Origin of the sequence: Klebsiella sp. RIT-PI-d (genome assembly GCF_001187865.1) — a bacterium.
Taxonomy (GTDB): Bacteria; Pseudomonadota; Gammaproteobacteria; order Enterobacterales; family Enterobacteriaceae; genus Superficieibacter.
Map to the genome: position 1 here is coordinate 49,104 of NZ_LGIT01000003.1, position 21,768 is coordinate 70,871.

Annotated in this window: 21 protein-coding genes and 1 CRISPR repeat array; of the genes, 1 reads left to right on the forward strand and 20 read right to left on the reverse strand. The window is 53.3% G+C overall.

From position 1 onward, the window contains the following. Positions 1 to 34: 34 nt before the first annotated feature. The 11 genes from AC791_RS00710 to cysG all read right to left on the reverse strand — a co-directional run bounded on the left by AC791_RS00710 (position 35) and on the right by cysG (position 8,946). Complete coding sequence (locus AC791_RS00710; RefSeq protein ID WP_049838573.1) at positions 35 to 661, reverse strand: protein-L-isoaspartate(D-aspartate) O-methyltransferase; 627 nt, start codon at positions 659 to 661, stop codon at positions 35 to 37. Continuing rightward, positions 658 to 1,416, reverse strand: coding sequence for a 5'/3'-nucleotidase SurE (surE, locus tag AC791_RS00715; RefSeq protein WP_049838574.1), 759 nt, complete (start codon positions 1,414 to 1,416; stop codon positions 658 to 660). The genes AC791_RS00710 and surE overlap by 4 nt, the downstream gene beginning before the upstream one ends. Continuing rightward, on the reverse strand, positions 1,397 to 2,446 hold the full coding sequence (gene truD, locus AC791_RS00720; RefSeq protein WP_049838575.1) for a tRNA pseudouridine(13) synthase TruD: 1,050 nt from the start codon (positions 2,444 to 2,446) through the stop codon (positions 1,397 to 1,399). Before truD ends, surE begins: the two co-directional genes overlap by 20 nt. Further along, complete coding sequence (gene ispF / locus AC791_RS00725; protein WP_049838576.1) at positions 2,443 to 2,922, reverse strand: 2-C-methyl-D-erythritol 2,4-cyclodiphosphate synthase; 480 nt, start codon at positions 2,920 to 2,922, stop codon at positions 2,443 to 2,445. The genes truD and ispF overlap by 4 nt, the downstream gene beginning before the upstream one ends. Next, positions 2,922 to 3,632: a 2-C-methyl-D-erythritol 4-phosphate cytidylyltransferase gene (gene ispD / locus AC791_RS00730; protein ID WP_049838577.1), complete on the reverse strand. Its 711-nt coding sequence runs from the start codon at positions 3,630 to 3,632 to the stop codon at positions 2,922 to 2,924. Before ispD ends, ispF begins: the two co-directional genes overlap by 1 nt. A 17-nt stretch (positions 3,633 to 3,649) precedes the next feature. Further along, positions 3,650 to 3,961, reverse strand: coding sequence for a cell division protein FtsB (gene ftsB, locus AC791_RS00735; RefSeq protein WP_049838578.1), 312 nt, complete (start codon positions 3,959 to 3,961; stop codon positions 3,650 to 3,652). Positions 3,962 to 4,204: 243 nt separating this feature from the next. Continuing rightward, on the reverse strand, positions 4,205 to 4,528 hold the full coding sequence (locus tag AC791_RS00740) for a DUF3561 family protein (protein ID WP_049838579.1): 324 nt from the start codon (positions 4,526 to 4,528) through the stop codon (positions 4,205 to 4,207). Positions 4,529 to 4,579: 51 nt separating this feature from the next. Continuing rightward, positions 4,580 to 5,185, reverse strand: a complete 606-nt coding sequence (cysC, locus tag AC791_RS00745) for an adenylyl-sulfate kinase (RefSeq protein WP_049838580.1) — start codon at positions 5,183 to 5,185, stop codon at positions 4,580 to 4,582. Continuing rightward, on the reverse strand, positions 5,185 to 6,612 hold the full coding sequence (gene cysN / locus AC791_RS00750; RefSeq protein ID WP_049838581.1) for a sulfate adenylyltransferase subunit CysN: 1,428 nt from the start codon (positions 6,610 to 6,612) through the stop codon (positions 5,185 to 5,187). Before cysN ends, cysC begins: the two co-directional genes overlap by 1 nt. Before the next feature lie 9 nt (positions 6,613 to 6,621). Next, positions 6,622 to 7,530 (reverse strand): sulfate adenylyltransferase subunit CysD, encoded by a 909-nt coding sequence (cysD, locus tag AC791_RS00755; protein ID WP_049838582.1) that lies wholly within the window; start codon positions 7,528 to 7,530, stop codon positions 6,622 to 6,624. Positions 7,531 to 7,539: 9 nt separating this feature from the next. Then, positions 7,540 to 8,946 carry a siroheme synthase CysG gene (cysG, locus tag AC791_RS00760; RefSeq protein WP_199485492.1) on the reverse strand — a complete coding sequence of 469 codons (1,407 nt, stop codon included), beginning with the start codon at positions 8,944 to 8,946 and terminating at the stop codon, positions 7,540 to 7,542. Between the two features lie 245 nt (positions 8,947 to 9,191). Here cysG and AC791_RS00765 point away from each other — a divergent pair, with 245 nt between their 5' ends. After that, positions 9,192 to 10,235, forward strand: coding sequence for an aminopeptidase (locus AC791_RS00765; protein ID WP_049838583.1), 1,044 nt, complete (start codon positions 9,192 to 9,194; stop codon positions 10,233 to 10,235). A gap of 104 nt (positions 10,236 to 10,339) precedes the next feature. Further along, positions 10,340 to 12,151: a CRISPR direct-repeat array (repeat unit 29 nt; unit sequence CGGTTTATCCCCGCTCGCGCGGGGAACAC). A 105-nt stretch (positions 12,152 to 12,256) separates the two neighbouring features. Here the strand turns inward: AC791_RS00765 and cas2e are convergent. The 9 genes from cas2e to cysH form a co-directional block, all read right to left on the reverse strand. Then, entirely contained in the window at positions 12,257 to 12,541 is a 285-nt protein-coding gene (gene cas2e / locus AC791_RS00770; protein WP_049838584.1) for a type I-E CRISPR-associated endoribonuclease Cas2e, read from the reverse strand. Continuing rightward, positions 12,541 to 13,461 (reverse strand): type I-E CRISPR-associated endonuclease Cas1e, encoded by a 921-nt coding sequence (cas1e, locus tag AC791_RS00775; RefSeq protein WP_049838585.1) that lies wholly within the window; start codon positions 13,459 to 13,461, stop codon positions 12,541 to 12,543. The genes cas2e and cas1e overlap by 1 nt, the downstream gene beginning before the upstream one ends. After that, on the reverse strand, positions 13,458 to 14,108 hold the full coding sequence (gene cas6e / locus AC791_RS00780; protein WP_049838586.1) for a type I-E CRISPR-associated protein Cas6/Cse3/CasE: 651 nt from the start codon (positions 14,106 to 14,108) through the stop codon (positions 13,458 to 13,460). Before cas6e ends, cas1e begins: the two co-directional genes overlap by 4 nt. Continuing rightward, positions 14,090 to 14,836, reverse strand: coding sequence for a type I-E CRISPR-associated protein Cas5/CasD (gene cas5e / locus AC791_RS00785; RefSeq protein WP_049838587.1), 747 nt, complete (start codon positions 14,834 to 14,836; stop codon positions 14,090 to 14,092). The genes cas6e and cas5e overlap by 19 nt, the downstream gene beginning before the upstream one ends. 9 nt (positions 14,837 to 14,845) lie before the next feature. Then, positions 14,846 to 15,904, reverse strand: coding sequence for a type I-E CRISPR-associated protein Cas7/Cse4/CasC (gene cas7e / locus AC791_RS00790; protein WP_049838588.1), 1,059 nt, complete (start codon positions 15,902 to 15,904; stop codon positions 14,846 to 14,848). Between the two features lie 11 nt (positions 15,905 to 15,915). After that, positions 15,916 to 16,470, reverse strand: a complete 555-nt coding sequence (gene casB / locus AC791_RS00795) for a type I-E CRISPR-associated protein Cse2/CasB (RefSeq protein ID WP_049838589.1) — start codon at positions 16,468 to 16,470, stop codon at positions 15,916 to 15,918. Next, positions 16,467 to 18,026, reverse strand: a complete 1,560-nt coding sequence (gene casA, locus AC791_RS00800; protein WP_049838590.1) for a type I-E CRISPR-associated protein Cse1/CasA — start codon at positions 18,024 to 18,026, stop codon at positions 16,467 to 16,469. Before casA ends, casB begins: the two co-directional genes overlap by 4 nt. A gap of 10 nt (positions 18,027 to 18,036) precedes the next feature. Then, positions 18,037 to 20,703, reverse strand: coding sequence for a CRISPR-associated helicase/endonuclease Cas3 (locus AC791_RS00805; RefSeq protein WP_049839042.1), 2,667 nt, complete (start codon positions 20,701 to 20,703; stop codon positions 18,037 to 18,039). Between the two features lie 253 nt (positions 20,704 to 20,956). Next, positions 20,957 to 21,691: a phosphoadenosine phosphosulfate reductase gene (cysH, locus tag AC791_RS00810; protein ID WP_049838591.1), complete on the reverse strand. Its 735-nt coding sequence runs from the start codon at positions 21,689 to 21,691 to the stop codon at positions 20,957 to 20,959. Positions 21,692 to 21,768: the final 77 nt, after the last annotated feature.

The following is a 21,768-nucleotide window of genomic DNA, read 5'->3' on the forward strand; positions in this document are numbered from 1 at the left end:
AAATTGTGTGAAATAACCAGGATAAATCCGGGTCTCAGGCCAGCTCCCCTTTGACCAGCGGCACAAAGCGCACTGCCTCAACGGTATCGATAATAAATTCATTCCCCCGTCGGCACACCCGTTTTAAATACTGATGCTCATCACCAACAGGTAATACAAGAACACCGCCGTCATCAAGTTGTGACATTAATTCGACAGGAATTTCAGGCGGTGCTGCCGTCACAATGATGGCGTCGAAGGGCGCGCGCGCGTGCCATCCTTGCCAGCCATCGCCATGACGCGTGGACACATTATGCAGATCGAGTTGTTTCAGGCGACGACGCGCGTGCCATTGCAGACTTTTAATACGCTCGACCGAACACACATGGTGGACGAGATGTGCCAGGATAGCGGTCTGATAACCTGAACCGGTGCCCACTTCCAGCACCCGACACTCTGGCGTCAGCTCCAGCAACTCGGTCATTCTGGCAACCATATAAGGCTGGGAAATGGTTTGCCCCTGGCCGATAGGTAACGCGACGTTTTCCCATGCCTGGAGTTCGAACGCCTCATCAATAAACTTTTCACGCGGGACCAGAGCGATGGCCTCAAGCACATGCTCATCTTTTATACCCTGAGTACGTAGTTGATCAAGAAGGCTCTGAACGCGTTTGCTTATCATGGCGTGTCTGCTCCTACACGCGTTAACCAGTCGGAAACCACTTCACGCGCGCTGTGGGCGGTGAGATCGACATGCAGTGGCGTCACGGAAACGTAGCCCTCATCTACCGCCGCAAAGTCGGTATCGGGGCCGGCGTCAAATTTTTCGCCGGGCGGTCCGATCCAGTAGAGCGTATTACCGCGCGGATCTTCCTGCGGTATAACCTGCTCGGCTGGATGGCGGCTACCGCAGCGCGTTACGCGGAAGCCTTTGATTTGATCTAGCGGTAAATCCGGTACGTTAACATTCAAAATACGGCTGGTGCGCAGCGGTTCACGGCTCAGCGCACGTAGCAGCGTGCAGGTGACTGCCGCCGCGGTCGCATAGTGCGTATAGCCGTTAAGGGAAACCGCCAGCGCCGGGAAACCCAGATGACGGCCTTCCATTGCCGCGGCAACGGTTCCTGAGTAGATCACGTCATCGCCGAGATTTGGCCCGGCATTGATACCGGAAACGACGACATCCGGACGCGGACGCATCAGCGCATTGACGCCGAGATAAACGCAGTCTGTCGGCGTGCCCATCTGAACGGCTATATCGCCGTTCTCATGGGAAAAAGTACGCAGCGAGGATTCCAGCGTCAGCGAGTTTGATGCACCGCTGCGATTACGATCGGGCGCCACGACCTGAACGTCGGCAAATTCACGTAACGCTTTCGCCAGCGTCTGAATGCCTGGTGCATGAACGCCATCATCGTTACTCAGCAATATTCGCATAATCACCTGAAGTGTTAATAAGTTCCCTGACGACGCTGGTCGCAAAGCTGCCTGCCGGTAGCCAGAAGCGCAGTTCGACGGTGACATCATCCCACCAGTTCCAGCTCAGTTGCTGAACATCAAGCAGCATAGCGCGGCGCGATGCCTCTACCTTTTCACGCATTAGCAACTGCTGTAGCAGCGTCTCTTCGGCAATGGCGGCCTGCTCAAAGGCCAGCGCCGCACGCTGGGTGCCCCACTCGCCGCTACCGGGCAGAGATGCAGTGATCATCAGCTCATGACGATCAACCCGGGCCTGAAGTTCAGCCTGTTCTTCTTGCGTGGCAACAAACCAGCTGCCGCGCCCCGCTAATTGTAGCGCATCGCCGTCAACAACTTGATTAAATTCCGGTTTTCTCAACCGTTCACTGACAATGTGATTAAACAACGCGCTACGGCCTGCCGACAACCAAAAACTACGTTTATTCCGATCGCGGACCGGCCCGCCATTTTGCGCCCAGCGTAGCGCCCCGTGAAGGTTACTGCCGCCAATGCCAAAACGCTGAGTGCCGAAGTAGTTCGGCACCCCGGCAGTCTGGATCGCCCGTAAGCGCTGTTCAACATCATCGCGCTGCGTAACCTCGCGCAGGATCAGCGTAAACGCGTTACCTTTCAGCGCTCCAAGTCGCAGCTTGCGTTTGTGACGGGCATACTCAAGAACCTGACAACCTTCCAGCTGGAAGGCGCTCAAATCCGGCATCTCTTTACCCGGGACGCGGGCGCACAGCCACTGTTCGGTGACTGCATGCTTATCTTTTTGACCGGCAAAGCTTACTTCACGCGCCGGCACTTTCAGGAATTTTGCCAGCGCGTCGGCAACAAAGCGCGTGTTACAACCGTTTTTCAGGATCCTGACCAGCACATGCTCGCCTTCACCGTCCGGCTCAAAACCAAGATCTTCTACCACCAAAAAATCCTCCGGGCTGGCTTTTAACAGCCCCTGTCCCTGCGGCTTCCCGTGCAGGTAAGTCAGATTTTCAATGTCGATCATTTGGCCGCCTTGTTCAGTAGCGCCACGGCCTCACAGGCAATGCCCTCGCCGCGCCCGGTAAAGCCCAGTTTTTCTGTAGTAGTCGCCTTGACGTTGACGTCATCCATATGACAACCAAGATCTTCGGCAATAAAAATGCGCATTTGTGGAATGTGCGGCAGCATTTTAGGCGCCTGAGCGATAATGGTGACGTCGACGTTGCTGAGGGTATACCCTTTCTCCTGCACGCGACGCCATGCTTCACGCAGCAGTCCACGGCTGTCGGCACCTTTGAAAGCCGGGTCGGTGTCGGGGAACAGTTTACCAATATCTCCCAGTGCTGCGGCACCAAGCAGGGCATCGGTTAGCGCATGAAGTGCGACATCGCCGTCGGAGTGAGCTAACAGCCCTTTTTCATGAGGAATACGTACGCCGCAAATCACAATTGGGCCTTCACCGCCAAACGCGTGTACATCAAATCCATGACCAATTCGCATTATATTTTCTCCTGAGGGTGTAATCGGGTGAGATAAAATTCGGCAAGCGCCAGATCTTCCGGACGGGTAACTTTGATATTGTCCGCACGACCTGGGATCAGTTCAGGATGGAAACCGCAGTACTCCAGCGCCGAGGCTTCATCCGTAATGACTGCGCCTTCATCGAGCGCGCGCGTCAGGCAGCGGGTCAGCAGCTCTCGCGGGAAGAATTGCGGCGTCAGCGCATGCCAGAGATCGTTACGATCGACGGTGTGGGCAATGGCCGGATTACCCGGTTCGCCTCGTTTCATGGTGTCACGAACCGGCGCCGCCAGAATTCCCCCTACGCGGCTGGTTTCACTGAGCATCAGCAGACGATCTAAATCATCCTGACAGAGACACGGGCGTGCGGCATCATGCACCAGCACCCAGCTCGCCTCTTTTACCGCTTTCAGACCCGCCAGTACGGAATCCGCACGTTCATCGCCACCGTCGACGACGGTAATATACGGATGATCTGCCAGCGGTAATTGCTGAAAGCGCTCATCGCCTGGGGTGATAGCGATGATCACCTGCTTCACGCGACGATGCGCCAGTAGCGCAATCACCGCATGTTCAAGAATCGTTTTGTTACCAATTGAGAGGTATTGTTTCGGGCACTCCGCCTGCATACGGCGGCCAAACCCTGCTGCCGGAACCACGGCACAAACGCCTGGTAAAGTTGCTGCCATCTTACGTTCCTGGCCTGTTATCGGTTATTTTGCCCTGGACTCAGATTACGTTTAGACGCATCCGGCACCAGACGATAAAATGTTTCGCCCGGTCGGGTCATACTCAGTTCATTACGCGCACGCTCTTCAATCGCTTCCTGGCCACCGTTAAGGTCGTCAATTTCGGCGAAAAGCTGATCGTTACGCGCTTTTAGTTTTGCGTTGGTTGTTTGCTGAACCTGGACATCATCGCTGACGCGGCTGTAATCATGTAAGCCATTTTTGCCAAACCACAGCGAGTACTGTAGCCAGACCAGTAAAGCCAGCAATATCAGCGTTAGTTTACCCATCCTGCCCCCTGAAAAACGGCATCATCATCCCATAACTCGCCAGGGGACTCTACCCCGACGGCAGGCAATGCCGCGTAACCGCGTCAAATGTACCATATTTTACCCGCAGGTAGGTATGCCGCGTCGCAGCGAGGCGAATTGTCGCGAGGTCTCACGTGACTCACCCGGCTTGCGGTACGGCTAAGTCAGCCTACAGACAACGTGAGGGAGACGGATATAGCTTAATCCAGCATCCAAAAGACGCTACCCCATCAGCCACATAAACAGAATGCCGAACATGGCAACGACCGTCAGCGCGGTTGCCAGCGAGGTGTAAATGAATTTGCCATTCAGCAGAGAATAGAGCGCAATGCCGACGACAACGGCGACGGGCATTAGCGCCAGAAAGAAGGGCCAGGTATAGAGAAAGAAAAATAGCGTATTGGGGCCATAAATCAGAAAGGGTATGGCGGCTGCCAGTAACCATGAGATAAACCCCACCACGGCCCCAAGAAAAGACCAGGTGGTCTCTTCATCTGTCGTTAGCGGCTCATTAGTGATGATGCTTAAATTTTGGCTTTCGCGCATAGTCAATCCCGTTACCTGGCCTGCCGGACGGTGATGTCGTCCGGCGGCATATCAGGATCTGATAATATCGTTCTGCCTCAACAGATCTAATAATCGATTTACCAAATTTGTTACTAATTGTTCACCATTCAGATGCATTTCAGGCGCATCCGGCGCTTCATAGACGGAATCAATCCCGGTGAAATGGCGTATTTCACCGGCGCGGGCTTTTTTATACAGTCCTTTTGGATCGCGGGTTTCACAAATCGAAAGTGGCGTATCGACGAAGACTTCGAAAAAACGCCCCTCCCCGACCTGTTCGCGCACCATTTGACGCTCGGCGCGGTGCGGAGAGATAAATGCGGTAAGCACCACGAGGCCCGCATCCACCATCAGCCGGGACACCTCTCCGACGCGGCGAATATTCTCTTTACGATCGTCATCGCTAAATCCCAGATCGCGACACAGTCCATGACGAACATTGTCGCCATCAAGCAAATACGTACTCACCCCCAGACGGTGCAGCGCCTCTTCAAGCGCGCCTGCCACGGTGGATTTACCCGAGCCCGAAAGCCCGGTAAACCACAGAACAACGCCACGATGACCGTGAAGCTGCTCGCGCTGCTGCGCCGTCACCGGGTGAGGATGCCAGACAACATTTTCGTCATGCTGCGCCATTATTTGCCTCCCAGCAAATCGCGCGCGCCCCAGTGCGGGAAGTGCTTGCGTACCAGCGCGTTCAGTTCCAGTTCAAATGCGCTGAATTCTGAGTGTGCGCTTGCTGCCTGTTCATGGACCTCATGTACCAGTCCGGCGCCAACCGTGACGTTAGTCAGACGATCGATAAATATCATGCCTCCGGTTACCGGATTATCGAGGTATTTATCCAGTACCAGCGGTTCGTCAAAAGTCAGCTCAACCTGGCCGATGCCGTTCAGCGGCAAATTTTCTGCCGGATGGCGGGTCAGATTATTGATATCAAACTGATGGTCAATAGCGTCTACGCGGGCGCGGGTTTTTTTGCCGGCAATTTTGATATCCAGACTTTGCCCGACGGTCAGCGGCTGCTCGGTCATCCATACCACATTCACGGCCGCACGTTGTACTGCTGGCAGTGAGGCCTGCGCATCCAGCAGCAGATCGCCGCGGCTAATGTCGATTTCATCGTTCAGCACCAGAGTAATAGCTTCGCCTGCCACAGCCTGCTGCAAATCGCCGTCAAAGGTCACAATGCGCGCCACGGTTGATTCTACGCCCGACGGTAATACTTTAATTCGCTGACCGACGTTAACGACACCGGACGCCAGCGTGCCGGAGTAGCCACGAAAATCGAGATTAGGACGGTTCACGTACTGCACCGGAAAGCGCATTGGCTGGGTATCAACTACCCGCTGGATCTCAACCGTTTCCAGCACCTCCAGCAGCGTCGGGCCGCTGTACCACGGCATTTTATCGCTGTCATTAGCGACGTTATCGCCTTCCAGCGCAGACAGCGGCACAAAGCGGATGTCCAGCTCACCCGGCAACTGGGCGGCGAAGGTCAGATAATCTTCGCGAATGGCGTTATAGGTCTCTTCGCTAAAATTGACGAGATCCATTTTATTGATCGCCACGACCAGATGCTTAATGCCCAGTAGTGTGGAGATAAAGCTGTGACGACGGGTCTGATCCAGCACACCTTTGCGCGCATCAATCAGCAAAATAGCCAGGTCACAGGTCGATGCACCGGTCGCCATATTGCGCGTGTACTGCTCGTGTCCCGGCGTGTCGGCAATGATAAATTTGCGCTTTTCGGTCGAGAAATAGCGATACGCCACGTCAATAGTAATGCCCTGCTCGCGCTCGGCCTGTAGCCCATCAACCAGCAGCGCAAGATCCAGCTTCTCGCCCTGCGTGCCGTGACGCTTACTGTCATTGTGCAGGGATGACAGCTGATCTTCGTAAATCTGACGGGTATCGTGCAGCAGACGGCCAATTAGCGTGCTTTTACCGTCGTCGACGCTGCCGCAGGTTAAAAACCGCAGCAGGCTTTTGTGTTGTTGAGCAACCATCCAGGCTTCGACGCCGCCCTCATTAGCGATTTGTTGGGCAAGTGCAGTGTTCATAGCGGCTCCTTAGAAATACCCCTGACGTTTCTTAAGCTCCATGGAGCCAGCCTGGTCGCGGTCAATGACGCGCCCCTGACGTTCGCTGGTGGTAGAGACCAGCATCTCTTCGATAATTTCCGGCAGCGTCTGCGCCTTAGACTCCACTGCGCCGGTAAGCGGCCAGCAGCCGAGAGTACGAAAACGCACCATCCGCTGCTCAATGACTTCACCCGGCTGTAAATCAATGCGCTCGTCATCAATCATCATCAGCATGCCATCACGTTCCAGTACCGGACGTTCAGCGGCCAGATAGAGTGGAACGATATCGATATTTTCCAGCCAGATATATTGCCAGATATCCTGCTCGGTCCAGTTGGACAGCGGGAACACACGGATGCTTTCGCCTTTATTCACCTGACCGTTATAGTTGTGCCACAGTTCCGGACGCTGGTTTTTAGGGTCCCAGCGGTGAAACCGATCGCGAAACGAATAGATACGCTCTTTAGCACGGGATTTTTCTTCATCGCGACGCGCGCCGCCAAATGCCGCATCAAAACCGTATTTATTGAGCGCCTGCTTCAGGCCTTCGGTTTTCATGATGTCAGTATGTTTTGCGCTGCCGTGAACAAAGGGATTAATGCCCATCGCCACGCCTTCCGGATTTTTATGCACCAGTAATTCGCAGCCGTAGGCTTTGGCGGTACGGTCGCGGAATTCGTACATTTCACGAAATTTCCAGCCGGTATCCACGTGCAGCAGCGGGAACGGCAGCGTCCCCGGATAAAACGCTTTTCGTGCCAGATGCAGCATCACGCTGGAATCTTTACCTATCGAGTAAAGCATCACCGGATTAGAAAACTCAGCGGCAACTTCACGGATGATATGGATGCTTTCCGCCTCCAGTTGTCGCAGGTGAGTCAGTCGTTTTTGATCCATAACCGTTCCTTAAGCCAGATTAATCACGGAAGCCCTGAACGCTTCCGCACCTGTTGTATGTTGAAACCAGGCCAGTTCGCGATGCAGATTCACCACTTCACCGATGACCAGCAGCGCCGGCATCGGCGCATCTTTTGCCAGATTGTCGAGTTGTTGTAACGTGCCAGTGCTGACCTGTTGATCGGCACGCGTACCGCGTGAAATCACGGCGACGGGCGTATTTTCATCGCGGCCGTGTTGAATAAGCCGGGCGCTAATTTCGGCGGCTTTCATCGTGCCCATATAGATCGCCAGCGTCTGGCGACTCTGCGCCAGCTGCCGCCAGTCAAACGGCGTGCTGTCCGGCTTATAGTGGCCGGTCACAAAAGTGACGCTCTGGGCATGTTCACGATGGGTGAGTGGAATGCCGGCATACGCTGTTGCCCCGGAGGCCGCGGTCACACCGGGGACCACCTGAAACGGAATACCAGCGGCGGCGGCGGCCTGAAGCTCCTCTCCACCGCGACCAAAAATAAACGGATCGCCGCCTTTTAAGCGCACAACCGTTTTGCCCGCCCGCGCTGCATCAATCAGCATTTGATTGGTTTCATGCTGCGGGACCGTATGTTTATCCGCACGTTTCCCCACGCAGATAAGTTCGGCATCGCGGCGGATCAGTTCACGAATTTCGTCGGTAACCAGATGATCGTAAAACACCACGTCAGCCTGCTGGAGCACCTGTAAACCGCGTATCGTCAACAACCCGGCATCGCCTGGTCCCGCCCCGACGAGGATAATTTCGCCCTGCGTCTGCTGCGGATGCTGTAGCGCCTGCGCCAGTGCCTCTTCCGCTGCCTGCTGATTTCCGGCGGCCATCAGGCTGGCAAAACGCCCGCGAAATGCCCGCTCCCAGAATCGACGACGTTCAGCCGTGGTGTGAAGATGCTGTTTAATACGCTCGCGCCAGCGTCCTGCCACATCAGCCATTCGCCCCAGATCTTTTGGTAACAGCGCCTCAATTTTTTCGCGCAGCAAACGCGCCAGTACGGGCGCGTTTCCACCGGAAGAGATCGCTACCAGTAGCGGTGCCCGCTCAACAATCGACGGGAAAATAAAGGAACACAGCGGCTGGTTATCTACCACATTGACCAGACGATGGCGGGCGTTAGCTGCGGCGAACACCCGTTGATTAAGGTCACTGTCGTCAGTGGCGGCAATAACTAAAAAAACGGTGTCGATTTGCGCATCGATAAATTCTGTCGCCAGCCACTCGATCTGCTGCTGCTCAGCCATTTCAGCCAGTTCTGCATCAAGACGGGTAGCGACAACCTGAACCTTCGCCCCGGCCCGGCGCAGAAAAGCAATTTTCCGGCTGGCAATTTCACCGCCGCCAATAACCAGCACGGGTCGGTCTTTCAACTCAGCAAAAAGAGGCAGGTATTCCACAGCACAGCGACTCGCAAACATCATATAGTGGAGGGACTATAGGGCCGCGTTTAGCGCAAATGAAATTACGAAATGGAATGAGTAGTTCCTCAAAGGAATAACATCATGGGAAAGCTAATATCAAAAAGTGCTTAACCCGCCTGTTTTCAGGGATTCACAGGGATTTCAAATTGTGTAAGCCCGATCGCGGTTTCATACTATACGGGTCGAGTTTTTTTGTTTTTTAAGGATCTGTTATGTTGTCCGCATCGCGCCGTTGGGTCGCAGCCCTGGCGTTCAGCGCAGGTTTTATTTTCCCCGCACTGGCAAAATCGACGCATCCTGGAGAGATTGCCACCACTCAGACCCGCTATATCGCGACTTATTTCCCCGGCCGCATGACCGGAACGCCTGCAGAGATGCTGGCAGCCGACTATGTGCGCCAGCAGTTTGCCTTGATGGGTTATCAAAGCGATATACGCACGTTTAACAGCCGCTATATCTATATGTCCGCTGATAAACAGCAAAACTGGCATAAGGTGACCGGCAGTACGGTTATCGCGGCACACGAAGGTCGGGTAAAACAGCAAATTTTCATTGTTGCGCATCTTGATACTTACGCTCCCAATAGCGATGCCGACGTCGCCGCCAATCTGGGTGGCCTGACGCTTCAGGGCGTTGACGATAACGCCGCCGGTGTAGGCGTTATGCTGGAACTTGCCGACGCCCTGAAAAATATACCGACGCAGTATGGCATCCGCTTTATTGCGACCAGCGGCGAGGAAGAAGGTAAGCTTGGCGCGGAAAGTCTGCTTTCCCGAATGAGCGCTGCCGAGAAGAAAAACATCCTGCTGGTTATTAACCTCGATAACCTGATTATTGGCGAAAAACTGTATTTTAACAGCGGTAAAACCACGCCTGCCGCAGTGAGAAAACTGACCCGCGACCGCGCGCTGGCCATTGCCCGAAGCCTCGGGATCGCCGCCGCCATGAATCCCGGTTTAAATCCCGCTTATCCTAAAGGCACGGGCTGCTGTAATGATGCCGAAGCGTTTGATAAAGCGGGTATTCCTGTTCTTTCGGTGGAAGCGACTAACTGGTCACTGGGCAATAAAGACGGCTATCAACAGCGTAAAAAAACGCGTGACTTTCCGCAGGGAAATAGCTGGCACAATGCGCGTCTTGATAACCAGCAGTACCTGGATAAAACATTGCCTGGCCGCATTACGCACCGCAGTCGCGAGGTGGTCAGCGTCATGCTGCCGCTGCTAAAGGAGCTGGCGAAGACCGGGAAAGTGTGATGGGTGTTTAGCGGAGATTGCAGGGGCAGGCTGCGTATAGCGCGGGTTTAGTCCTGCTGGCGCGAGGAATACCCACGCCTCAAGCTTTTCGCGCTCTGTCATTTCGATTTATCCCCGCTCGCGCGGGGAACACCATTCGGTCGCCCCTCGCTGCCTGCTGTCGTGCGGTTTATCCCCGCTCGCGCGGGGAACACTCACCAATAGTGTGATCGTGCAGACCAAAGGGCGGTTTATCCCCGCTCGCGCGGGGAACACGTCGTTGTGTTGAGGCTGCTATTTACGGCTCCCGGTTTATCCCCGCTCGCGCGGGGAACACATACAACTTGTCAACTGCTAAATCGGGGGTCCCGGTTTATCCCCGCTCGCGCGGGGAACACAGTACGGCTGCTGCCTGATTGCCAGTGACCAGCGGTTTATCCCCGCTCGCGCGGGGAACACTAACGACGCCGACTGAATATTAATAGGATGAACGGTTTATCCCCGCTCGCGCGGGGAACACTTGGCCGAGTGACGTCTGGTCAGTCCCGTCAACGGTTTATCCCCGCTCGCGCGGGGAACACTTTCGTCACTCGCTCCCAGTGCGGCGGGGTAACGGTTTATCCCCGCTCGCGCGGGGAACACGAGTGATTCGCGTTGGGCCGTCGAGCGTAATCCGGTTTATCCCCGCTCGCGCGGGGAACACGCCGCCGCGCGGATTTCGTACCAGCGCTCACACGGTTTATCCCCGCTCGCGCGGGGAACACTGCTCCGGCGCACTGCCGTCTGTTTGCCAGAGCGGTTTATCCCCGCTCGCGCGGGGAACACTCTTTCGCCGGGTCATCAATGATCCCGATATTCGGTTTATCCCCGCTCGCGCGGGGAACACTCAATCATCAAACCCACACTACCGAGTTGCTGCGGTTTATCCCCGCTCGCGCGGGGAACACGCCGTTATTCAGGAATGCGTACTCAATATCCGCGGTTTATCCCCGCTCGCGCGGGGAACACTTGAGAGTAAGTGATACCCCCACGAGCGCCAGCGGTTTATCCCCGCTCGCGCGGGGAACACTAGGAATGTTGTATTATGTTTTCACGGTAAGGCGGTTTATCCCCGCTCGCGCGGGGAACACATCGTGCGGAGTTCGTTCCGCAGAAACCTGAACGGTTTATCCCCGCTCGCGCGGGGAACACGCATCGGTGTAATCAATGCCCTGCCACTCGTTCGGTTTATCCCCGCTCGCGCGGGGAACACATTAAGATTCGATATCCAGTCGTACCCGTTATCGGTTTATCCCCGCTCGCGCGGGGAACACACCGCGTGAAACTTGTACGCAGTCCTTATCTGCGGTTTATCCCCGCTCGCGCGGGGAACACCTTATACTGCTGGCGACTTTAACGTTCGTTTTCGGTTTATCCCCGCTCGCGCGGGGAACACGGGCGGGTTGTTTTCGAGGCTAAAGAAGATGCGCGGTTTATCCCCGCTCGCGCGGGGAACACTGAGGCACTTTGACCACGATTGATGGCAGTCCCGGTTTATCCCCGCTCGCGCGGGGAACACGTTCACGGCATTTCGTCGCATAACCTGTGTTTCCGGTTTATCCCCGCTCGCGCGGGGAACACCACAACACTGAAAAGCTCCTCTTTTGTCATAACGGTTTATCCCCGCTCGCGCGGGGAACACGTGCGCACTCAATAATCCACCTGTCGCGCTGACGGTTTATCCCCGCTCGCGCGGGGAACACTTAGGCGATTGCTCGTCGACCCATCCAAAGATAATGGACTGCCCCGGTTTATCCCCGCTCGCGCGGGGAACACATGACTAGAGAGTCCCTGAACGCAGAGCGCACCGGTTTATCCCCGCTCGCGCGGGGAACACTCTAATTGGATCTCCGACACGGGTCTTGCCCCCGGTTTATCCCCGCTCGCGCGGGGAACACTCTAAACATATGCCTTTGTTTTCAAATAAATTTTTTACCAAACAACAATCTACCAACCAATCAGTAACAATCCCGTGTTATTAAAGAGCGAATAACCTGCTGATTTTAAACAGGAAGAAATGAAACCAGCCGGAGGCCATCCAGATCTACCGGAATACGTCGGTTTTCTCCCCAGGTTTGAAACTCAAAGCCGGACTCCGAGTTCGTTGCCCAGGCCATCACCACGTTCCCGGCACCTCCCAATTGCGTAATCTGCTGCCAGACCATTTCCCGTACACGCTTTGAAATATTACCGACGTACACACCGGCTCGGATCTCCAGTAGCCATATAGCAAGCCGTCCCCTGAGGCGCGGCGGTACATTTTCCGTAACCACTACCACCATACTCATTACCCCTGTCCCCGATGCCCGCCATCACCCAGTAACTGCGGCTCTGGTATAGCCGGAGGCAGCATATCTGGCGCAGGTTGCGGTGGTTCAATCTCTCCGGCAGCGAGCACATCTTCAATCAGCGGGATCAGTTTTCCGGTCAGCTTTGTACTGCGAAAAATATCACGACAGGCTAGCCGCACTTCTCGATCGGGTTCGGAGGGCGCGCGAGCAGCAATTTCAAATGCCTTTGGCACCACTGATTCAAATTTAATGATATCTGCAATGTCGTAAACGAATGAAAGGGGTTTGCCGCTATGAATAAAACCAATCGCTGGTGCGTAGCCTGCCGCCAGTACCGCCGCTTCAGAAATCCCGTACAGGCACGACGTCGCGGCACTAATGCACTGGTTCACTATGTCGCCCTTTTTCCAATCTTTAGGATCATAGTTACGGCCATGCCACTTCACGCCATACCTTTTTGCTAAAACAGCGTAAGTCTGGCGCACGCGGGAACCTTCAATACCACGCAACTGTTCGACGGAACGACGGGCTGGCGGTGGCTCGCGAAAACGCAATTCATACATTTTGCGTACCACTTTCAGGCGTAAATCATTATCAAGCGCCAGCTTCGCCTGATACAAAAGCTTGTCCGCCCGCGCGCCGCCTGGCTGTCCGGAAGAGTAAACACGAACCCCCGCCTCACCCACCCATACCAATAATGTTCCGACCGTCGAGGCCAGACGTACCGCAGCATGAGAAACCCGCGTTCCTGGCTCCAGCATAATACAGGCCACCGATCCAACCGGAATATGAGTACGGATACCGGTCTTATCAATCAATACAAATGCACCGTCCAGTACATCAATCTGACCATACTGGAGAAAGATCATTGAAGTACGATCTTTCAGCGGGATCGGGCTTAGCGGAACAAACGTCACGCGTTATCTCCGGGTTTAATCAACATTAACCCACAGCCAAATGCCCGGCTTTTACCGTATCCCTGCACGAGTCGTTGCAGGAATAACGCAACATCGTTAACCACCAGCATGCCAGAGTAGTCCACGCTGCTAAACTGGATCATCTGGCGGGATTTCGCCCGAATTACCTGCTGTTGTCGATAGGCATCCACATTCACTTCTCGTAGTGAAAATCCATTCTGATCGCCCTGACGCATCAGCCAGTCTTGTGCGGCCTGCTGTTGATGCTGCCAGATATCCGGACCATCAACACGTCCTCTGACCTGACGCTTCGTCTCCATTAACAGATCGTGACGCTTACCGTTTTTGCAAATCGTTGGGTTGGCGCGCAGGCTGAAACACAACGTCTGTCCCACACGTAATGCCGGTACGAACGATCGATGTTGAACATCGAAAATGTCGCTCTGTGCCGGAGGTTGTTGAGAGAGTACAAAGAAGCGAAATGCTCCCTGCATCTCTTCACGCCGATAAAGAAACTGCCGCTCCTGACCTCCGGGAAAGAGCGCCCAGAGCCACTGGTGCATGACGTATTCACCACGCTCGACCAGATGTAACAGTTGAGAAGGCGCAAGCCGCCCGGTCTCCAGAGTTATTTTTGAGAGATACACGGCTCCTCCTTGATAAACAGCGGCCCCTGATTAACGGTACGCTCGCCAAAGGTCCACTGCTGGCGGCTTATTGGTCTGTCGCGACGACGTAATATTTTGTTGGCTTCCAGTCCGTCGTGTTCACCTTCCCACCAGCAATCAGGCTGTAATGTTGCTAGTGGGATATTTAACGCAGTGAATTTATTCTGATACTGATGATACGCATCGTTTAATGCATCCGGTGCAGTTCCTTCCAGCAATAATGGCGCAAGAGGTAGTGCCAAAGGATGACTCTTACGCCCCAGATACAAAGGAAAAACAGGATGTAGTAATGCATCCTGCAATTGCGATAATGAATAAGGCGCATCAGGCGTGACTGTCAGCGCTACCATCCACCAGGCATCGGTGTAATAGTCTCTTCTTGAGATCAGCGCACTCAGTAGTGCAGGATCGCTCAACTCTTCACGACGGCTGAAATAGCGGGCTTTACGCACCTCTTTCGGCATCTGAACAGTGTGATAGTCTCGCGCCCAGCGCGGTTCCTGACTGGCGCACAGCAGAAATGTGTAGTGCTGATTGAACGCCTTCAGGCGCGCTTCTTCATCACGACGGATGCCCAGCGCTGCGGCCAGTAAACCCAGCAGCGCCGAACGTGACGGTAACTCATGGCTATGACGTACCTCTCCGGGCGCATCCACGCCCCAGGAGGCCATCGGCCCGTGCAGCTGAAAAATCAGATATTGGCTCATAGCCACCCCTTACGCACAGATAAAATCAAGCACGTCTTTGATGCTTCCTTTCTGATTCATAACGTCGAAGCCGGTAGATTCTGTTTGCTGCCCGTAGACTTTATTCATATTTTCACGCAGTTCAGTGATGCGCTTTACAGCAACCTCCAGCTGATTGGTACCGTTGATCGGATTGTAATACGCCGCAGCCAGTGAGCGGGGTTGATCGGTGCCCTTTTCCGCCAGCGTCCAGGACGCATAGGAGCGGCTGGCGAAGCTGTTTTGTTTACCGGTTGGCGAGACTTTCAGCGCCGCTTCGGTAAAGGCACGCAGCGTTTTATTTGCCAGTTCTTCATTACCGTTGAGATTTTTCACCAGCAGATCTTTATCAATACAGATATAGGTGTAAAACAGGGCCGAGCCGAATCCGGCTTCGCCAAGGTGTCCGGCACCGGCATCTTCTGTTGACGCATGGCGTAGGTCATCTACCGCGGTAAAGAAATCATCTTCTACAATCGTCTCGCTGACGCCGAACGCGTGCGCAACCTGGCAGGCAGCTTCAACGTTGAACTCAGGTTTATTTGCCAGCATACGGCCAAACATCGCAATATCGACGGCCATGCGATCGCGGCGTAATAAAACCAGCTCGTCTTCTTTTGGCGCACGTTTTTCTTCCGCCAGTCGATGCGCCAGGGCCATTACTGCATCAAACTCCGCTGGGCTGATATGTACTAATTGTTCGGTTTCTGTGTTGGTCAGGGGATCTTTGGTTTTTTTATCTGCTTTTACTTTACCTAAATAATCCGCAATCTTTGCTGCCCACTCAATCGCCTTTTTCTCCTCAATACCGCTTTCCACCAGAACCTTCGCCGCTTCACGCGCAATACGCCCGCTACGGATACCAATATTTCCGGCAAGCGCTTGTTCAAAAAGTTCAGACGTGCGCCATGCACGCTTCAGGCTTTGCGAGGAAATACGCAGACGCGTCGCGCCGCCAAGCACTACCGTTTTCGGGGAGCCGGTATCATCACGGTTCAGGTTGGCAGCCGGGTAAGCGGTCAGTAAATGCAGTTGGATAAATGTGGTCATCTTATAGTCCCTTATTGATCGTTGTGGTTAGCATCATCGGCCTGGTAATATTCCAGCGCCCAGCGGATACGAATAAATTCAGTCGGCCGCTGATGGCGGCGAATATGGGTAAGCAGCTCGTCGTTTTCCCGACACCACTGGAAAATGTCATCCGCCAGTGAAGGAAGATTCACCGAGCCATTTAGCAGCCGAACGGCACGCAGCAGCTGGCGCAGCAATTGATCCGGCGTTTTCACCGCTGACAGCCGGGAAAAGCGCAGTTCCGACATCACCGGATTATTCCCGGTCGTCTGGCCTAATTGCGCGGCAAATTTCTGCCGTTCATCAATGGATTTAACGTGCGCGGCCAGCGCTGCCGTTAGCGCCAGTGCGGTAAAACGCCACTCTTGCCCTTCGATTTTCCATAAGGTGTGAGTCTGCATCAGCAGGGAACGATATCCTTCCGACATGCAGGCGTCATTCACCGTTTTGCTGCGCCGCAGGCTGGCACGCAGGCCGCGTTTTTCCTGCAACGTTTCATGCCATCGACGCAGCGTGGTCTTGTGGTCATCCTGAACAATACTCATTTAGCAGCCTCCTGCTTTTTCGCTTTGGCGGCTTTTGCACGTTGCTTCTCCGCCGATTTGGTAAAATATTTTTTACGCGCCAGCATGATGCGTTTGAGATTGGTACTCTCATACGGGTTGGTAAAAACGTGGTCGTCAAAGTATTTGCGCGTAAATAGCCACAGGGTGGTTCGCCACCGGCTAAGCCTTTCATCTGGGCTCTGTCCGTTTTCAAGATCGTGAATAAGCTCAAGAAAGCGCCCCTGAGTCAGGTGCCAGAAGTCGATATCAATAAAGCTGAAGTCGCCGCGCGCGCCTTTGGCATCATCAAACCATGCCTCTTTTAATGCGCTGCGCAACAGGCTAAGGTTGCGCGATGCGGTTTGCGCCGCGAGACGTAGCTCGGGGATAATATTTTCGGTTAATAGCAGCGGAAAATGGTGTTCATACCAGCAGCGGGCTTTCATATTCTCGAAATTATAGCCAAAGCCCCATAAACCTACTTTGGTATTCTTAAGCTTATTTTCACTGCTGGCTTTGACGACTAACGCAGGATATTCGATGTTATTCTCCGACTCGACTTCCCGACTCAACCCTAACCAGTCGCGCCAGATAAGCCCACCGGGCTGTGGCTTAACGGAAAATTTTACATTATCGCCTTTCAACGCTCTGCGATACGGCGTTAACGGATGTGTCCAGCCCTCATAGTTTATGCCGTAGTTTTTCGTGGTCATCAAACTCAGCAGTTGATCGCTTTGGGTTTCACAGAGGTCGCAATGGCCAGACTCAGTAGCGCTAAAATCAAGACGAATACGTCGCGGCATTCCCCAATAGGCCTGAAGTGCATTCACATGTTCTGGTGTCGTATTTACACCAGTCAAAGGTTCACTAGTACGAGTATTGGTCAGCCAGGGAAAAACGGTTTCATCACACCGCTCTGGTATCGGCATTCCTGCGCTATCCTGCGGCATAACATTCAGCCACAGCTTGCGCCACAGCGGCGTTTGCCTGTGTCCCTGGTACTCCTGCAATTCAAGTAGCGTGGTCATCGGCCCGCCGCCGCGAAGACCAGTGCGATACCCCTTACCACCCGCTGGCGCATTTAGCTGTAATGAAAAGAGCGCCAGCGCCGCACAGTGCGGACAAAAGCGCTCCGTCATGCCACGTTTAACAAAATGATCTTTATTAAATTTAGTAGTTTGCGCGCCGGGGATTTCTGGCAGCAAAGAAGCGATAGAAGCCTTTTCTCCGGTTAACTGCTCGAAATCCTGCATAAACGAAGGCGTATCGGCACCAAACTGAAAAGCATGTTCCAGCGGTTTAAGCTTTTGCTGAAGTGCATCCGCATTCAGCCCTTCAAGCCAGATGTCCTCCCAGCGAGCACGGTTTTTCGGCGCAATACTGCATTGCAATAGTCCCAGCAAAAACTGCCAGGCCGCGCCCTGTAAATCTGCCCTCGTCGCGGCGATATCTACCACATTCTCATCCGCCAGATTAACGGGAGCCAGCTTGCCCACGTGGCCGTCTTTAAAACGCACGGGAAGCCAGGGGGTTGTTAAAAGTGAGAAGCTATCCATATGGGTATCGCTATACCTCCATTCTTCCGATTAATCCTTCACTGGCTGAATAACCGCAGTTATCAACCTCCGACACCACAATCACCACCGCAAACTCCTGATTCTGATGTTGTTCAATGCACCACTGCCGCAGCATTTCACCTTGTAATCGTTCAAACTCATCTTTGTGCTTTTCCCACCATCCCTGGCGTATCCGTAGCGCGCTCATTTCCCAGGCATGATCTCCTGGCGCATAAGGTTCGACGACTCCATCAACGATTTTCGCCAGCCACAGTGCAACCGACTCTTCAGCCAGGCGTGTTGAAAGTTTTTCCGGGAGATAATCGCTGCTTTCAGGGCTGTAACCCGGCGCGAAGTTAATCAGGTTCTGGCTGGCAAAGGCCCGATCGCAGTAGTACTTTCCTTCCTGCAACTGTTCCGCCTTCGCAAATCCCTCAGGTATTTCAGCGTCTTCACCGTAGACCGATTCAATCAGCAGCCTTGCGGACTGTGGCATCCGAATTTCGCCCTGTTCACGCAACACGCGCTGGGTCAGCCACAGGCGACCATGATCGGGATAGACATAGGCGCTATTACGCATGGCACCTGAGAACCAATCTTCTCGCGGCGAGTCATCCCATTCAGGGGAAAAAACCAGCAGTTCCGGTGCATCCCGCTCGTCCTGCCCGGAAGCTTTTATCAAACCACTGCGATCGCGGATATGCCGCTGTAACCGTCCAGTACGCTGAATCAACAGATCCACCGGGGCTAAATCGGAGATCATTTCATCCAGGTCAATGTCTAAACTTTGCTCAATAACCTGGGTAGCAATCAGTACTTTTCCGGCCCGCTGTGCACTCCCTTTTTTGCCAAATTGTGCCAGTGCCTGATTTTCAATCCGTTGGCGATCGTGAAAAGCAAAGCGGCTGTGGAACATCAAAACGCTTTCGGCGGGAATATTCCCTCTGGCTAGCAGTTGACGATAAATACCAATCGCGTCATCAATGGAGTTACGTATCCACGCAATACATCGTCCCTGCTTGATGGCGTGCTCAATACGTTCAACACACTCCTGCTCGCTGTGCATCCAGCCAACTTTTACGCTGCGCTCAACTTCTTTGCGGGTTTCAACATATTGAGAAGTGACTTGCGAACCCGTGACCTGTGTTACCCAGGGATAATCGCCATAGTCTAAGAGCGGCGCTTCGGCCCGGCTGCCAGCTCCCTTCGCAAAGGCTGCAACCAGCCTGTCTCTCTGCAGCTGTGATAGCGTGGCAGAAAGCAGAATCGTACAATTGCCATCGCTGGCCTGCCTCTCAATCAGGCTCTCCAGGATCCGCGACATGTAAGCATCGTAGGCGTGGATCTCATCCGCCAGCAGGATCTTATTACTCAACCCCAACATTCGTAGATTAGAGTGCTTAAACGGCATCACCGCCATCATCGCCTGATCGAGCGTACCAACGCCCACTTCGGCCAGCAGCGCTTTTTTATTACTGTCGGCAAACCAGGCGGCGCAACCTTGGCTAAAAGGCTGAGGATCGTCGGGTTCTTCGGAACCAATTAAATCTCCCGACCAGATTGACTGATTAAACCGATCCATTAATCCACGTGCACCATGCGCCAGGATCAGGCTGGGCCGAGACTCTGACTGATACAATGCCCGCCAGCTTTGCGCCATGCGATCGAACATAGCATTGGCCGTTGCCATCGTCGGCAAACCAAAATACAACCCCTGAGCTTTCCCTGCCGCCATCAGGCGATGGGTCAGAATTAATGCGGCCTCCGTTTTCCCCGCCCCGGTGACATCTTCGAGAATAAATAATTGCGGACCTTCTTTATTGATATCCAGTTCGAGCGTTTTTTGCTGTAGAGGTGTTGGATGCTGAATAAAGGGAAATAGCTGAGTTATCCCGGAAAAAGGAGCAATACCAGAAGAAACGGGGAAAACAGAAACAGCCTTTTTCGCTTTTATCAATGCATGTTGCTGCCAATATATTTCAACATCCATTGATTGAGCGATACGCGGAAAATATCGGGTTGAAGAACCTACCCAATCGGCCAGTACAATGGCGGCTGAAATAAACCATGACAGATGATGAAATAACTCAATACCATCGTCTTCGTCCCAGAAGGCAGGAATATTAATCAGCGGAAAAAGAGGGGTAATCGCCGCAAGAAAATCATAAGCGGCTTGTTTATCCTGTTGACGAAAATTCTTCAGTTCCATAACTGAAGAGGGTGGGCGCCCGTGATGCCCGGTTGTCAGCGGCATCCAGAGCGCAATCACGCGTCTTAATTTATAACAGGACAGAGAAGATGCGGGGAAGAGTTCGGGATACTCACTTAAGTAATCATTCCATAACCAATGTCCCAACGTAGCATGAGGGATGGCTTCATAATTCTTTACTTTTTCGTTCTGTGAGTTGAGGTCGGGATGAATATAAAGCTGTTGAAAAGAATGAGCGAATTTTCCAATATCGTGCCAGCATAATAGCCAGGCAAAGAACTGCGACGCCTGCATATTATCACTCAACCCCATATTTTTAAGATTATCAGCGATGCCATGAATATTATGGCGCACCATCCAGTAACCAACGGCCGCTACATCCAGAGAGTGCCAGCACAGTAAGTGGTATTCATCTCCCCCCGCCTTCTCGAACCTCCGGGTCTTTCCCCAGTAATTAAATATTGTCACAACATACATTCTCTATAGCGACGTATGATGACAGTATTACCGCTTTGAGTGTCAGGACCTGTGATTTATATCAATATAAATAATATTATAAAAAAATAAACCATAAAGAGTACAAATAAATAAAAAGTATTATATTGATAATAAATATATTTACCTGGTAATCATAAAATTAGCCGATTAATACTACATTAAAATGAAGAGAAATAAGTGTCTGATTATCAGCAAAAAAATCCCGGCATCGCCGGGATCGTTATTATCCTTCGTGCAATCCGCACTCGCGCTTCAGCCCAAAGAATCGCGTCTCTTCCTCCGCCATGCCTGGCTCCCACTTACGGGTGGTGTGAGTATCGCCAACCGATAAATATCCCTCATCCCATAGCGGATGGTACTTCAGACCATGCTTTTGCAGGTATTGATAAACCGTGCGGTTATCCCAGTCGATAATCGGCAGCACTTTAAATACGCCACGCTGTATCCCCAGCACCGGCAGGTCAGCGCGACTGCCGGATTGCTCACGGCGCAAACCGGCGAACCAGGTTCTGGCATTTAAATCGGTAAGTGCCCGATTCATCGGCTCGACTTTGTTGATCTCATTGTATTTCTCAATCCCTTCAACGCCCTGCTCCCAAAGTTTGCCGTAGCGCGCTTCTTGCCAGGCGGGGCTTTCAGTTGCGCGATAAACATTGAGGTTGAGCTTAAGCTTGTCCGTTAGCTCATCAATAAAACGGTAAGTTTCCGGAAACAGATAGCCAGTGTCGGTCAGGATCACCGGGATGTCCGGACTGATTTGGTTAACCAGATGCAGACTGACCGCCGCCTGGATACCAAAACTTGAAGAAAGCACGTAATTGCCCGGCAGATGTTCCAGCGCCCATGCCACACGATCCTCTGCGGTGAGCGTTTCAAGGCGAGCATTAACTTCAGCCAGTTCCTGCTTACGCGCCTCTTTGGGTAAGGCGTTGAGGGCGTTTAGATCGAGTACGGACATAGGTTCCTCACTTTTGCCTTTTTGCCGGGTGGCGCGATGCTTACCCGGCCTGAACAATTTTGCAATGTCACAGGCGG

Bases quoted from the DNA above. Each gene is read 5' to 3' on its own strand.
- AC791_RS00710 (WP_049838573.1), bottom strand. From the start codon at position 661: ATGATAAGCAAACGCGTTCAGAGCCTTCTTGATCAACTACGTACTCAG.
- surE (WP_049838574.1), bottom strand. From the start codon at position 1,416: ATGCGAATATTGCTGAGTAACGATGATGGCGTTCATGCACCAGGCATT.
- truD (WP_049838575.1), bottom strand. From the start codon at position 2,446: ATGATCGACATTGAAAATCTGACTTACCTGCACGGGAAGCCGCAGGGA.
- ispF (WP_049838576.1), bottom strand. From the start codon at position 2,922: ATGCGAATTGGTCATGGATTTGATGTACACGCGTTTGGCGGTGAAGGC.
- ispD (WP_049838577.1), bottom strand. From the start codon at position 3,632: ATGGCAGCAACTTTACCAGGCGTTTGTGCCGTGGTTCCGGCAGCAGGG.
- ftsB (WP_049838578.1), bottom strand. From the start codon at position 3,961: ATGGGTAAACTAACGCTGATATTGCTGGCTTTACTGGTCTGGCTACAG.
- AC791_RS00740 (WP_049838579.1), bottom strand. From the start codon at position 4,528: ATGCGCGAAAGCCAAAATTTAAGCATCATCACTAATGAGCCGCTAACG.
- cysC (WP_049838580.1), bottom strand. From the start codon at position 5,185: ATGGCGCAGCATGACGAAAATGTTGTCTGGCATCCTCACCCGGTGACG.
- cysN (WP_049838581.1), bottom strand. From the start codon at position 6,612: ATGAACACTGCACTTGCCCAACAAATCGCTAATGAGGGCGGCGTCGAA.
- cysD (WP_049838582.1), bottom strand. From the start codon at position 7,530: ATGGATCAAAAACGACTGACTCACCTGCGACAACTGGAGGCGGAAAGC.
- AC791_RS00765 (WP_049838583.1), top strand. From the start codon at position 9,192: ATGTTGTCCGCATCGCGCCGTTGGGTCGCAGCCCTGGCGTTCAGCGCA.
- cas2e (WP_049838584.1), bottom strand. From the start codon at position 12,541: ATGAGTATGGTGGTAGTGGTTACGGAAAATGTACCGCCGCGCCTCAGG.
- cas5e (WP_049838587.1), bottom strand. From the start codon at position 14,836: ATGAGCCAATATCTGATTTTTCAGCTGCACGGGCCGATGGCCTCCTGG.
- cas7e (WP_049838588.1), bottom strand. From the start codon at position 15,904: ATGACCACATTTATCCAACTGCATTTACTGACCGCTTACCCGGCTGCC.
- casB (WP_049838589.1), bottom strand. From the start codon at position 16,470: ATGAGTATTGTTCAGGATGACCACAAGACCACGCTGCGTCGATGGCAT.
- casA (WP_049838590.1), bottom strand. From the start codon at position 18,026: ATGGATAGCTTCTCACTTTTAACAACCCCCTGGCTTCCCGTGCGTTTT.
- cysH (WP_049838591.1), bottom strand. From the start codon at position 21,691: ATGTCCGTACTCGATCTAAACGCCCTCAACGCCTTACCCAAAGAGGCG.